The following is a 14154-nucleotide window of genomic DNA, read 5'->3' as shown; positions in this document are numbered from 1 at the left end:
AGATATCAAAGTTGTTTTTTGTTGAGGCCGTGTGTAGGCCAAACTACGTTCCTGTATCGATGAAACATAAATAGCGCTATTTTGAGCATTTCACAAGATCAAGGAGTATTGGGTTTGGTAAAGACCAGCGATACCTTTGTACCGTTTTCTATTTGATAGCTTATACTGCCGTTCAATTGTTTTGTGAGTAAATAAATGAGCATGGTTCCGAAGCCCGTTCCTTTACTGTTTTTATCAATTATTCTTCCGATTCCGTTGTCCGAAATCCGTAGCTCAAGGTTGCCGTCGTTCGGTCCTTTTCGGGTTAAATTTACCTTAATGGTTCCGTCCTTTTTTCCTTCAAAAGCATACTTAAACGCATTGGTCAGCAGTTCGTTGGTAATTAAACCTACCGAAATCGCGGTGTCAACATCCAGCACTAGTTCGGGCATTTCACAGTCAATTTTAATTTTTCCCTCGGCATCGAACGAGTTGCGGATATTTTCGCCAAGGTTCACAAAATAATCCCGCATTTCTATGGAGGTCAAATGGTCGCTTTGATATAGTTTTTGATGAATAATCCCCATGGAATGAACCCTGTTTTGACTCGAAAGCATCGCCGCCTGTATGGAAGGGTCATCAATTTGCGACGATTGTAATTCCAATAAACTCGACACGATTTCAAGGTTGTTTTTTACTCTATGGTGGATTTCTTTGAGCAGTAGCTCGTTTTCGGCAACCTTTTTGTCGAGCAACCCATTTTTTGCATTCAACTCCGAATTAAGGACTTTTAAGGTTTGATTATTGCGCTGTTTCAGCCGATAGTTTCGATACAATAAAGCAAGTAAAACCCCAGCCGCAAACATGAAGAGTATTAAAATAAATTGCGTTTGTTTGTTTTGGGATAGCTCCTTATCCCGATTCATTACATGAATCTTCAATTCATTTTCGCGGAGGCTTCGGGCGTTTTTTTCAGTTTCAAGGAGCAAGTTTTCTGCCTCGTATTGTTTATAAAATTCTAAGGCTTTGCTGTAATCGCCTTGCTTTTCGTAGGTCTTGGAAATGAAGTAAAGGGTTTCAATACCAGAGTATTTAAAATTATTTTCTTCACTTATTCTTCGTATTTTGATAAACAGTTCGATTGCATCTTCGTATTTCCCTTCTTCTAGTAATAGTTCCCCTAGGCTGGTTACGATGGAGGCATAACTATCTACGTTGGTCATTTTATAGTTTTCGAGAAAAGCTTTTCCTTCCAGCAGAACCTGTTTGGCTTCGGAATTTTTCTTTCTTTCGATGAGAATGCTGCCTTCCACCGAATACATCCATCCATATTTAAATGGATTTTTTGTTTGGGGTAGATCTTGCTTAAGCACTGTTAGATAATACTGCAATGAATCCTCGTTAAGTCCGTCATATTTCAAAAGCATTAGCTGATTATTTCTAAAAATTTCGGGTGCATATTTTACCGGATCCTGCTTTTTGTAAATGGCTATACTTTCATCTAGATAGTGGTGGGCATTTTTCTTTTCGTCCGTATTATCGTACCGTTCTAAAAAATAGGCTTTGTCGTTCAAAAATTTAGCCCGTACCGCAGGTCTATTATCATCTTGGATAAGGGCCAATGCTTGGCTGAATAAGGCAATGGCCTCTTTCAAATCCCCCTTCTCCACTTTTATAGCCGACCAACGTCGTAGCAGTTCGTATTTTAGTAGTATATCCTGGTTTTTTTTTGGAATACGATTATAATGTCCCATGCCTTTGGCTGCCAAAGAATCTACCGCAACAAACGGGTGAGAACGGTTTTCCCTATCAATTATATCATTATAGATTTCCGCTAAAAGTTGGTGTTGTACCGGTTTGGAATTCTCTAATACCGCGGTAGCTTTATCAAAGTAAAACACCGTACTATCTCTGTTAAACTGCGGAATTTCCCTAAAGAACAGGGCTTTGTTTTGGTAGTTTTTTGCACTTTTGATTACGAGATTCGAGGCAGTAGTGCCCGGAGTTTGAGCGGTAGTATAAAAAGCCAGTGAACAAATAAATCCTAAACCTATTTTTAAAATGAATTTCATGGCATTTAATTTAAGTACTTCTTTTAGCTGGCCATGGCACCCAATATGAACCACTGCGTTTGGTTTTAGCATAGCTATCTCAACACTTTCACTACTCATTACTGCATCACTTGTCTTAATTATTGCATCACTAGTCTTAGCGCCTAATTTTTTGCGATTCCACTTGGCAAAAGCTCTAGCGCAGAATAGTGCGGCGATGCTTGTTGAGATGTTCATTTTTTTTGATTGTTCTATTTCAAGTACTAGGTTTTCCAACTTCTAGTTTTCAAAATCACCGGAACCGTGGAATAGTTGGCCGTTTTTAGTTAGCATATCATAGTTTTTGGTGCTGCCGAACAGCATTGCAACAACTAGCAAAAGGGCGATGGGGTATATCTTGTTTGCCATCGGTGGCATTAGTTAAGTTTTTCAAATCGATTATATTTTTTCAACACCTCGATCAAGAGATCATGAGGTAGGGCATAGGCCTTGTTTCCATTAATGCCCTCCATAGTTTTGGCGGCCACCATGGCATTGATAATGGCTTCTTCCACCGCTTGCACCGTTGCTTCGAAAAATGGTGTCATCAAGTCATTTGGGAATGTTTCCACTACGGTAGTATTGTCCCTGTTGAAAGCACCTTCATTAGCGGTTGAAAATGCAAAGAATATATCCCCGGAACCATTGCTTCCCCTGCCACCTACAAGACCGATGCCCAGAGGAATGCGTTGTGCAATTCTTTTTAATTGATGTGGGAGAAACGGGGCGTCCGTAGCTACAATGACGATAATGGAACCGTCTCCTTCCTTTCTTTTGGATTGCGGAGGCGCATTGAATACCGAATTTAAGGTGTCCTTTAATTCCATACCAACGGGAACTCCCGCAATGGTGAGGTTCTTTTTAGACCCAAAGTTGGCCTGTACAATGGCGCCAACCGTATAGGTACTATCATTAACGGTCACTATCCTTGAGGAAGTTCCCGTACCTCCTTTAAATCCTAGGCACATCATTCCTGTTCCTCCACCAACATTGCCTTCGGCTATTTTTCCGTTGGATGCATTTGTGATGGCTTCCAAAACATGTTTTTCTTCTACGTGAAATCCGTAAATATCATTGAGAAATCCATCGTAGGTTTCTGCCACTACGGGATAGGTGTACCACCAATCTTCTCCATTGTACCAGTCGGTGGCTACGTACCATTTTAGCACCGCATCGCGAACGACTCCAACGCTATTGGTATTGGTGATCATAATTGGCGTTTCCAAAAAGCCCGATTCCGTAACCCAGGTAGTACCGGTCATTTCGCCATTGCCGTTAAGGCTGTACCAATTGGCATAGACCGGACTCATTTTTTTTGCTTTTCCTCGCGGGAAAATCGCGGTAACCCCCGTTCTAACCGGTCCTTTGCCCACAAGATTGCCACCTTCGCCCGAAATTATAGTGCTATAGCCTACTTCAACCCCGGCTATATCCGTTATAGTATTTAATGGGCCCGTTTTCCCATCAAAAGGAACGCCAAGGTCTCGGGCACGTGGTTGTTGGGCAAAGGCGCATTGGGCAAGAATCAACACCATGGAAATAAATAGGGCTTTTTTCATTTTTTCTATACGATTGGATTTCCTGCCAGCTGTTTTAAAGCTTTGGAAACCAAGGTTCTACTTTTTATAAAGTCAACTACTTTCGTTTAAATCGCCCGCGCTTAAAAGTCACCATTATTAACATCCTTTATAAATTCTATCAGTCCGGAGAAATAGGCATCAGGGTCATCGTATTGGGACATGTGAGCCGACTCCGTAGTCAAACTCCGTCCGTTTTGAACTTCGGTACTCATCCATTCCATATATTTCGGATCCATGGTATCGTAGGTGCCACCGATCATCAAAGTGGGTGTTTTCAATTCGTTCAACCGGCCGGAAATGTCCCATCCTTTTAAGGTCGCATCACCGGTAATACCAAATTCGCTGTAGCCCTGCATGTAAATGTAAATGTTAGGATTTAGATGGGAAAAAGCGCGATTTAGGAATTCTGGCCACTCCTCCAAGGGCTTACGCAAAACGTGTTTGGGATAATAGTGCTGCGTAACGAGTTCTGAATAACGGGGGTTGCCAAAATCTTCAGCAACTTCCATGGCTTTTATTTCCTTGTAAACTTCAGGTGGCAGTTGGGGCCCCAAAACCTCGGAGGCGTATTTTTCGTATTCTGGAATGCTAGCCATCATATTTGAAATGACAAGGCCTTTTAAATTATCCTGATATTTTAGCGCATATTCCATGGCCAGGATTCCTCCCCATGATTGTCCCAATAGGTAAAAATTGTCTTTATTTAGGTTTAAAGCCTTGCGGACTTGTTCTACCTCCTCTACAAAATGTTCAATGGTCCAAAGTGTGGAATCGTTGGGCTTATCGCTGTAATACGAATCCAGTTGATCGTAATAAATGTATTCTATTTCTTCATTTGGGAGGTAACCGTCAAAATTCTCAAAAAACTCGTGCGTCCCTCCCGGACCGCCATGAAGCAATAGTACCCTCATTTTTGGGTTGTTTCCCATCCGCTTTGTCCAAACCTTAAAGGTTCCTTTCGGGGTCTCAATAGGAATCATCTTAATACCACCAGTCTGTTGATCATTGCTTAGGGAATAATCAAAATAACCGCTTTTTTCAGTAGCTGTGGTCTTAGTTTGTGGTGAGTCTTTACAGCTCATTGTTAAGCAGAGGGTTAGCACTGCTGCTAGTGTAACTTTCTTCATCTGTTTCAATTTCATTGTAATGGGTTTTTACTGTTGACCGTATTTTCTTTGAATTTAGTGAATAAATAGATGAGGTTTATATGCTGATTATCTTTTAGGGAATCGATGTATTTGATGGTCATGATAAAAACTTGATGTTCTTTAAACCTGAAGGCGGTGGTACGCTCATATTAGTAAAGTAGATGCGCTATGTTTTACTTCTTTGCTTAGTGGTGTGGATGATGCATTATTGCTTATCGTATTGTATCAGGACTTTTAGCTTTATTTCAATGAAACACAAGGCTACAATTTCTGTTATCTTGAAGGTGCTTATATGGCAAAAACCCCTAAAACAAATGGTTAGAGGTCTTCTTGTTGTGATAATAATTAGGTAGGCCGACCATGACAGCGATTATTGGTTTGTAAATGAAAACACTAAAATATCAACCTTCTTTTCATTGCCACGTATTCCCCCGAACGTGCCGACCTACCTATATTATTTTTTAATTATTAAACTTTTATTTTTTTCATATTGAACCTTGAACCCTGCTAAACGGTTGGCGGGTCCTGTTAATCCTACCTGATTATTTCGTAGGCTCCATAAATGTATACCCTTGTAAATTCATGATATTTAGCATATCGTAGTAGTATGACATTCGTACTATTTTTCCGTTCTGTACTATACTGGCGATATGATAGCTAACCGGAATTTCCTTTCCACTTTCTTTGTCGGTTAACGTATTAAGTCCCCATGTAAGTACCCATTCCCCTTCGTTCCAGTTGTTGTTTACTTTTACCGGTAAATACACGTCTCTAGTAATGGAATGGTCATAGGCCGAAGTACTGTTGGTAAAATATTCCTTATGTTGCGCTACGTTCAAGGAATCTGATACACTGCCACTACCAAGTCCATTAACTACAGCGTTTGGCGCTAACAGAGCATTCATTTCGGATACATTTTCATCATGCAATGCCTTTACATATTTCTGTACTATCTGGCTGGCGGTTTCTGCATTATCAAAATCCAAGGTAACCTGCGGTTCTTGCGCTCCAATAAGCATTGGAAGTAAAAACAGTGCCGTTGACGATAACAATACGTTCTTTAATCTTTTCATAATATCGTGTTTTTTGGTTAGTAATTGTTTGGCCTTATCTGCTCAAGGCTTTTTAAAGAAAATAATAATTGTAACGGAATACTATTGATGTAGGACGAAGGATACCGTTTACTGTCCCAATGCCACCTTTTATTTATCAAAGGTTTTGCACAGGTACGGTAACTTACTTCAAATGGAACAGCCTAGGACTTGGGACTTAAATGGTCTGTAAGCGTTTTAACAACTCTTCCCGTTGGGCTTTGCTTACAGGAATTGCTTTTTTGGAAATGACAACATGGCTTTGGGCCACTTCGTCTATTTGGGAAATATTGATGATGTACGAACGATGTATGCGCAGAAAATGTTTGTTGGGCAGTTTATCGTCCATATCTTTTAAAGTCATTACCAATAGGTATTCTTTGCCTTTGGAATGGATGCGACAATAATTGCGTTCGGCCTCTATATATAGAATATCCTGTATAACTACCTTCACCATCTTTTCATGATGGCGCACAAAAATGCTATCGCTCAAGATGAAAGGCGCTGCGGTTTCTTGGATGGCCGTAGTATTATCTGTTTCGTTTTGTATGTGATTTATAGTGAGTTCAACGGCCCTTTGTAGGTCCAGTTTTTTAAAGGGTTTAGAAATAAAGGCATAGGGATTGGTAGCTTTGGCTCGGTTAAAATGATGTTCATCCGCATTTGCGGTTAGGTATATTATAGGGATAGTGTGCTCTTTTTGAAGGTGTTCCGCCGTTTGTATCCCGTCCCATTCACCTTTCAGGTTAATGTCCATGAGAATGATATCCGGATCGTTCTGCTTTACATGCGCAAGAACCTCTTTTCCTCTTGGTAAAATACCCGTAATTTCATAACCCAAACTGGACAGTTGTAGGGAAATATTGGCCCCAATCACCATCTCATCTTCTACAATCGTAATCTTTATCGTTCTATCCATATAGTTTTGTCCATGGTCTAGGCAGCTATATCCAATTTAAACTCAAACGAAACCGAGGTTCCGTTTTCTACTTCTTCCTGCATCTTACCGTTTAGTTGCTTGGTAAGCAAGGAAACCAATTGGGTTCCGAAACCACTGCCTGCCGGCGCTGAACCTTGTTGTTTTCCCACACCGTTATCCGTTACTTTTAGGGTCAAGGTCTGTGCATCCAATTTAGCCAAACGTATCTCAATCTGTCCTTTTGCGTTTTTCGGAAAAGCATATTTCAACGCATTTGTCAGTAATTCGTTAACAATAAGCCCAATAGGCACTGCGGTGTCTACATCCAATTCCAGATTGTCCATGGCGCAGGCTATCTTTACTTTGTTCTCTGCATTAAAGGTGTCCAGAATACCTTCTCCTAAATTAACAAAATAATTCTTCATTTCTATACTTCCCAAATTAGTGCCTTGATACAATTGTTGATGGATGATTCCCATAGACTGTACCCGATTCTGACTCGCGATCATGGCGTCCTTGGTGGCCGAATCCTCTAATTGTGCAGATTGGAGGCTGATCAAACTTTTAACAAGTTCCAGATTGTTTTTTACTCGGTGGTGGATTTCTTTTAACAATAGTTCGTTCTCATCGTTTTTTGCTGCAATAACGCTAGTGGCCTTACGGCTCTTATTGAGGAAAAAGAAAACCACACCAAGCAATGCTAAAAGTAAAACCCCGATGCCTATCATGAGTTGTTGCGTTTTGTTCTTTTCTTCTAACAATACGGTCTGTGCCGCCAAGGCTACATCTTTTTTGCCCGTCTCATATTTTATGACCGCTTCGCTTTCCAAATTGGCCAATTTATCTGCCATGACCTTATTTTTTATCGCAACCGACTTTTTATAATAAAGCAAGGCATTTTCTTGGTCGCTTAATTGCTCATAGCATTCAGATACTTGTTGGTACGCCTCCCATGTGTTTTCGCTTTCTTGCTTTTCCAAGGCTGCGATTCCCACCTCAAAATGTCCTATTGCCTCGGTATATTTCCCTTGAAATTTAAGAACGTTTCCAATAGCTGTGCGATAGGTTGCCGCCCTTTCCTCGCCAACCGTATTTACGGCCAGTTCATAAGCCGTTGTGCAATCTGCCAAAGCTTGGTCATAGTCTTTTGTTCGTACAGAAATATCACTCCTGTAGGAGTAGGCGCGGATAAGCACAAAAATCTCATCTGGCACTTTGTTGTTTACAATGGCTATACATTCATCTGCGGCTTTATACGCCTTGTCGTATTCACCAAGTTTTGTGTAGCCCTTGATTACGTTAAAAAGTGCAATGCATGTACCGGAATGGTTACCGGATTTTTTGAACAACGCAATCGCCTGCCGTGCATATTTTATGGAGGCTTCAGGTTTTAGCATTTTCTCGTGTAAATCCGCTAAGACACGGTAAACTTTGGCCATGCCCTGCTCATCTTCTAAGGCTTCAAAAAGCGGTAAGGCTTTGAATACCAATTCTTGGGCTTTGGCCAGTTCGTTTTGGTTAAGGTAATCGATGGCCAGTACCCTAAAGGAATCGGCTATTTTTGTGTTATTTCCCGTTTTTTGGTAATATTCCAATGTTTTTTCACTGTGATATACGACCGAATCTTGTGGAAATAGGCCGTGGTAGCCGTACCAGTTAGCCATTTCCTCGTGTAACTCGGCCACCTTAACAGGTGCTTCTTCTTTTTCTATTTTTTGTAGGATTTTTAAGCCGATTTCAGGGTAGGTTGTCGTGTTTAGGTAGACATTGGTTCGCATCCATGAAAGCACGGAGTCTAGAGGCATTGCGGTAATGCTGTCTATTTGCGTGCTACTTCTGGTATTGGTTTGTGAGAAAGCACTATGGCAAAAGGCAAGTACGATCGCTACAATCAGCACCACGTTCGGGTATTGCCTTTTATAAGGTGTTTTCTGGCAACAAACGGGTAGTGATCTTTGGATCATTGTATTGGGTATTGGTCGGCGGTTAAAGATTATTTACAGGGGGAATTCCCTAAAGATATTCTAAAAATTCTATACCAACAGCATAGGGGTACTTGTATTATAATGAAGTAGTTGGGTATGGTCCAGTAACTTGATGCTTATTTTAACTTAAGTATAGGTAATAACAATATTTCAGGTTCAATAGGATGCCAATTTTTTTCAGCGCTTTAAGATTCCTGTTTGGCAATTATAGTTAAAAAAGAGGGTGTTCTGCTCTATTGGTTCAGTAAGCGTCCTTGCCATCATAGGTAAACGATGCTACTACGTATGTTGCGGTAACATGAGTTTGATTGGTTCTAAAGAGGACTTTAGGATTTTGCTTAGATAGAACGGTCAGATGGTATAAGAATGAAGGATATATGCTTGCAAATGCCCGGAATAGAAGTGATTATAATTCAAATATCTATAAGTAAACATTCTTATGTCTGCACGACATCCAAGCCGGTCTTAGGCTTTTTGGTCATATCCTAAGTCATAAATCATTGACCTAAATAACGAATTTAATCTTAGAACCACGTGGTTTAAGCTATTATGCTGCCAGAAATCCGCTCCTCAACAATTTTACCATCAGTAGCATACACGTAATAGGAATGGTTTTCCTTGTCCAAAGAAACAGAGGTATGCACTTCTCCATCTATAAAGTGGATAGCGGAACGATCATCGCAGGCATAGCCATCGGAAAGTTTACCGGATAGGATGTTTTCGTGGTACAGAGGACGTCGTGTAAGTTCCGAGTTGTAATGCGGACAATGGCTTTTAGCTATAAATGCCATACCTTCTACAATGCTCAAGTTACCGGGTCTGGAATCCGTAGTACCGCCATTGAACCAACAAAGGGAACCTGCACTACCACCGCCCATAACGGTTCCGTTGTTATAGGCATTTTTAAGGGCTACATCTATACCTTGAGCCTTCCATATAGCAAGCATATTCAGCGTATTGCCTCCACCAACAACAATAGCGTCCATACGGGTTATTTGATCCGTAAAACTTTCCTGATGGTCATACGAGTTTACCCAAACTTCCAAAACGTGCGGTATGGCGTTCAGATGTTTACAGACCTCATAAAACCGAATACAGTACGCCTTATCATCTCCGCTGGCCGTGGGAATAAAACAGATGTTAGGCCTGGATTTTCCCGTGGCCTCAACCATATAATTTAGAAACGGAACTGTGTGTCTTCCGCTACCATATACCAGTAACTGTTTTTTCATATTTCAAACATTTGAATAGAAAGATACGGGTAACTTAAAAAAATCGAAAATTCTATTCGTTGTTACTTTTAGAGTTTCTGGGTTTCGGTTTATTGGTGTTTCGATTATTTTTACCTCTGAAATTAGAGTTTCCAGACCTGTTCCTATTTTTATTGGGGTTAGGCCTGCTATTTCGTTGTTGTGGTCTTCGCCGAGGTTCGGATTGCTGCTGGTCATCGCCCTCATCTACAAATTGATGCTCTGGCATGCGAGGTACTTCCTGTTTGATCAATTTTTCAATATCCCTAAGGTAAGGACGTTCTTCTTTGTCACAGAAAGAAATCGCAATTCCGCTGGCACTTGCGCGTCCTGTTCTACCAATTCGGTGTACATACGTTTCCGATACATTGGGCAGGTCATAGTTGACCACTAAAGAAAGTTCTTCTACATCGATACCGCGCGCGGCGATATCCGTCGCGACCAAAACTTTTAGTTTTCCATCTTTAAACGCACCCAATGCCTTTTGACGGGCAGCTTGGGATTTATTGCCGTGAATAGCTGCCGAGCGTATGCCTGCTTGGTCTAATTTCTTGACTATTTTATTGGCTCCGTGCTTGGTGCGTGAAAATACCAAAACCGAATCATTGGCCCGCTGTTTTAACAAGTGTACCAAAAGCTTTGGTTTGTTGGGTTTGCTCACAAAATAGACCCCTTGTTCCACTTTTTCTGCCGTAGCCTGTTCGGGTTTAATGGTGACCCGCTCAAAATCGCCCAGCATTTTACGAGATAGTTCCACGATACTTTTGGGCATGGTGGCCGAAAAGAATAGGGATTGCCTTTTGGGCGGTAGTTTGGCAATTATTTTTTTAATATCATGGATAAAACCCATGTCCAACATTTGGTCGGCCTCGTCCAGTACCACGAATTCCAAGTCCCTAAAGGTGATGAATCCTTGATTCATTAAGTCCAAGAGGCGTCCTGGGGTAGCGATGATGATATCTACACCTCCCCGCAGGGCATTTACTTGTTTTCCCTGTTTTACACCGCCAAATATCACGGTGTTTTTTAACCCGGTATGTCTGCCATAAGCGGTAAAACTCTCGCCTATTTGTATGGCGAGTTCCCTAGTGGGTGTTACCACTAGGGCCTTCACTTTTCGTTTGTTCTGACTTAAACTGATGCGTTCGTATAAGTGATGTAATATGGGAATACCAAAGGCGGCTGTTTTTCCCGTACCTGTTTGGGCTACGCCCAATAAATCCTTGCCTTTTAATAAAATGGGAATGGCTTGTTGTTGTATTGGAGTGGGATTGGTGTAGCCTTCTGTTTCCAAGGCTTTAAGAATTGGTTCGGCCAGGCCGAGTTCTTTAAATGTCATAATTTCAAATAAGTCGCGAAGTTACAGCTATTCTAGCTACTAGCAATAAAACAATTTCTTGTTCAAAGTTTTATAGCATAGGGTATTGACTCACAATTAATTAAACTTTACATCGCAATCTGTCCGTTACACAACATTTATACAGGGTAGCAGCTAGGTATTTGTACTTTTAACACTAATCTTGACTCAAGAGTTATGTCCCAAAAGCTATTGCTTAGTATCCTGGTATTGCTTTCTTTGGTCTTAACCGGCTATGGACAGGATACTTTTGCAGATGATTTTCAGTCGGGAAACTATACTTCCAATACCGGTAGCATGAATTTTAGCACTGGATGGACGGAAACAGGAGAATCAAATAATTCAAGTTCAGGTAGAATTCAAATAGTTTCGGGACAACTTCGGTTCAGAAATTTAGACAACAGAACCATTGAAAGAACCTTAGATCTGTCCACTGCTATATCGGCAACATTAACATTTAACTATACACGGGTAAGCGGGAATGAGTCCATAGCTTTACAATTGCATAACGGTTCCAATTATGCAACGGTACAAACCTTAGGGGGGTCTACCAATGTTACTTATGACTTGAACGCAAACCAACTATCAGCAAGTGCCGGTATCCGTTTTGTAACCGCTAGTGGAGGATGGTCTGGTTCTGAGACCGCAACAATCGATAATATTCTTTTTACGGTACAATATCCCGATCAGCCCCCAGTGGTATCGGCAACCGGGAATCAAAATTATTGTGCTGGGTCTTCTATTCCCATAGCACAGACCATTAGTATAACCGATCCGGACGATACCACTACATCTGCCGTGTACATTCAAATATCAAACGGATATATAAACGGGGAAGATCTATTAACCCTTACGGGTAGTCATCCGAACATTACACCAAGTTGGGATGTCGTCCAAGGTGAATTAACACTGCAGGGCCCGGCCACGTATACGGAGTTTGAGGCAGCAGTTTTAGCTACTGAATTTTCTAGTAGTTCGCCAAACCCATCAGGTAGCAGACAGTTTTCCATTACGGTGGGGGAGGCTAATTTTTTACCCGCTACCCAACACTATTACGAGTTTGTATCCGACCCAGGGATTTCCTGGACAGATGCTGAAGCCGCAGCTTCGTCGAGAACATACTTTGGATTACAGGGCTATCTGGTTACGCTTACGTCCCAAGAAGAAGCCGATTTTTCCGGAGCACAAGCCAGTGGCTTTGGTTGGATAGGTGCCACCGATCTAGCTGTAGAAGGGGAATGGCGTTGGGTAACCGGGCCAGAAGCCGGGACTCAATTTTGGCAAGGCTTGGCCAATGGCACAGAGTTGACCTTTGCAAACTGGAACGGGGGAGAACCTAACAATGTAGGCGGTGGAGGAGAGGATTATGCTCATATTGCAGCGGCATCTGTTATTCGTGGTGGAGCACCCATAGGGGCTTGGAACGATTTGCCTAATAACGGTGGTGGCGGTGCTTATGCCTCCCAAGGCTATGTTGTGGAATACGGCGGCATGCCCGGTGATCCGGTTCTTAATATTTCCGCTACTACAAGCATTACAATCGATAATCTGGCACCTACTTGGGTAACCAGTGTCGGTGCTCTGGACGAGAATTTTCAGTGCGCCTCCGATCTTCCTTCACTAAGCAACTGTTCCGATTTAAGCTTTACTTTTTTTAATGAACAGCAGTATGCTTGGGGCTTTGGAATACAAAACAATACCGGAACTGCAGTGCCTAACTGGGAAGTTCGCATTTCGCGTGCAAACTATCAATTAAATGCAGGTCAATTGAGCAATTCTTCCGCGTTTACCTATACGGAGATCGATAATGGTGATGGCACCTATGAGTTACTGCTGACAGGGACATCGGCTATCCCTGCATGGGGTGGAATTCCCGGCGGGGCAATTCAATGGCCGGGAGTTAATTTTGGAGCGGGCATCTCCTCCTCATCAAGGGGAATATTCTGCGGGAGCCCACCGTTTACTCCTCCTGTAGCTACCGATAATTGTAGTACTGTTACCGTTAGCCAATTGAGTGATGCCATAACTGTTAACAACGGCACCAACGACTTCGTTAGGGTAATAACCTATCAGGCGGTAGATGCCTCGGGTAACACCTCCGTTCCTTTCGTGAAAACGATAACCGTGATGGATACCATAGACCCAACAGCCAGTAATCCCGCAGCTATAAATGTCTTTTGTAGTTCGAATGTACCCTCACCGGATATAACCGTAGTAACGGACGGAGCAGATAATTGTGCGGGAGGTCTTACTGTAACACATGTTGGTGATTCTTCCGATGGAGGAACCGTTACGGAAACCATTACAAGAACCTATCGTATTGCGGATAGCGCCAGTAATACTACCGACGTAACGCAGATAATTACCGTTTCTAATTTTACAATAACTACACAGCCACAACCTACTATAAATGCTATAGTGGGAACCGCGGTCAGTATTTCGGTCGTTGCATCCAATGTAAACACATTTCAGTGGCAATTAAGCTCCGATGGCGGTACTACATATACCAACATCGTTAACGGAGCTGGGTATTCAGGTGCACAGAGTAGTATGTTGTCTTTAAATGGCAGTATTGTCACAACTGCTCAAAATGGATACCTCTATCGTGTGTTGATGTCTCATTCCGCTTCATCTTGTCCGCCATTAGTTTCGGGGAACAGCCTACTTGCGGTTTCCCCAGGTACTGTGATTACGAACAGAAGAATTACATTTAGGCTAAATCCCGACTAAACCTATGAACTTTTAAACCTTATCC

General features: G+C 41.9%; 10 protein-coding genes. 1 reads left to right on the top strand and 9 read right to left on the bottom strand.

The annotated features are described in order from the left end of the window. Positions 1 to 98: 98 nt before the first annotated feature. The 9 genes from ACFQZJ_RS10820 to ACFQZJ_RS10780 form a co-directional block, all read right to left on the bottom strand. Positions 99 to 2267, bottom strand: coding sequence for a histidine kinase dimerization/phosphoacceptor domain -containing protein (locus ACFQZJ_RS10820; protein ID WP_379934472.1), 2169 nt, complete (start codon positions 2265 to 2267; stop codon positions 99 to 101). Between the two features lie 42 nt (positions 2268 to 2309). Beyond that, positions 2310 to 2438: a hypothetical protein gene (locus tag ACFQZJ_RS10815; protein WP_379934470.1), complete on the bottom strand. Its 129-nt coding sequence runs from the start codon at positions 2436 to 2438 to the stop codon at positions 2310 to 2312. Positions 2439 to 2446: 8 nt separating this feature from the next. After that, positions 2447 to 3628, bottom strand: coding sequence for a DmpA family aminopeptidase (locus tag ACFQZJ_RS10810; protein ID WP_379934468.1), 1182 nt, complete (start codon positions 3626 to 3628; stop codon positions 2447 to 2449). A 101-nt stretch (positions 3629 to 3729) separates the two neighbouring features. Beyond that, a complete protein-coding gene (locus tag ACFQZJ_RS10805) occupies positions 3730 to 4791 on the bottom strand; it encodes a proline iminopeptidase-family hydrolase (protein ID WP_379934466.1) in 1062 nt (353 codons plus the stop codon). 548 nt (positions 4792 to 5339) lie between these two features. Beyond that, complete coding sequence (locus tag ACFQZJ_RS10800) at positions 5340 to 5870, bottom strand: nuclear transport factor 2 family protein (protein WP_379934464.1); 531 nt, start codon at positions 5868 to 5870, stop codon at positions 5340 to 5342. Positions 5871 to 6066: 196 nt separating this feature from the next. Further along, positions 6067 to 6807 (bottom strand): LytR/AlgR family response regulator transcription factor, encoded by a 741-nt coding sequence (locus ACFQZJ_RS10795; protein ID WP_379934462.1) that lies wholly within the window; start codon positions 6805 to 6807, stop codon positions 6067 to 6069. 17 nt (positions 6808 to 6824) lie between these two features. Continuing rightward, positions 6825 to 8771 carry a tetratricopeptide repeat-containing sensor histidine kinase gene (locus tag ACFQZJ_RS10790; RefSeq protein ID WP_379934460.1) on the bottom strand — a complete coding sequence of 649 codons (1947 nt, stop codon included), beginning with the start codon at positions 8769 to 8771 and terminating at the stop codon, positions 6825 to 6827. A gap of 560 nt (positions 8772 to 9331) precedes the next feature. Next, complete coding sequence (locus ACFQZJ_RS10785; RefSeq protein ID WP_379934458.1) at positions 9332 to 10024, bottom strand: Type 1 glutamine amidotransferase-like domain-containing protein; 693 nt, start codon at positions 10022 to 10024, stop codon at positions 9332 to 9334. Between the two features lie 52 nt (positions 10025 to 10076). After that, positions 10077 to 11381 carry a DEAD/DEAH box helicase gene (locus tag ACFQZJ_RS10780; RefSeq protein WP_379934456.1) on the bottom strand — a complete coding sequence of 435 codons (1305 nt, stop codon included), beginning with the start codon at positions 11379 to 11381 and terminating at the stop codon, positions 10077 to 10079. Between the two features lie 195 nt (positions 11382 to 11576). Between ACFQZJ_RS10780 and ACFQZJ_RS10775 the strand changes: the two genes are divergently transcribed. Next, positions 11577 to 14129: a C-type lectin domain-containing protein gene (locus ACFQZJ_RS10775; protein ID WP_379934454.1), complete on the top strand. Its 2553-nt coding sequence runs from the start codon at positions 11577 to 11579 to the stop codon at positions 14127 to 14129. Positions 14130 to 14154 lie beyond the last annotated feature (25 nt).

It is taken from the genome of Maribacter chungangensis (genome assembly GCF_042676845.1).
Lineage (GTDB): Bacteria > Bacteroidota > Bacteroidia > Flavobacteriales > Flavobacteriaceae > Maribacter > Maribacter chungangensis.
Note: the sequence above shows the minus strand (reverse complement) of the source record. Positions and strands in the feature narration are given on the sequence as shown.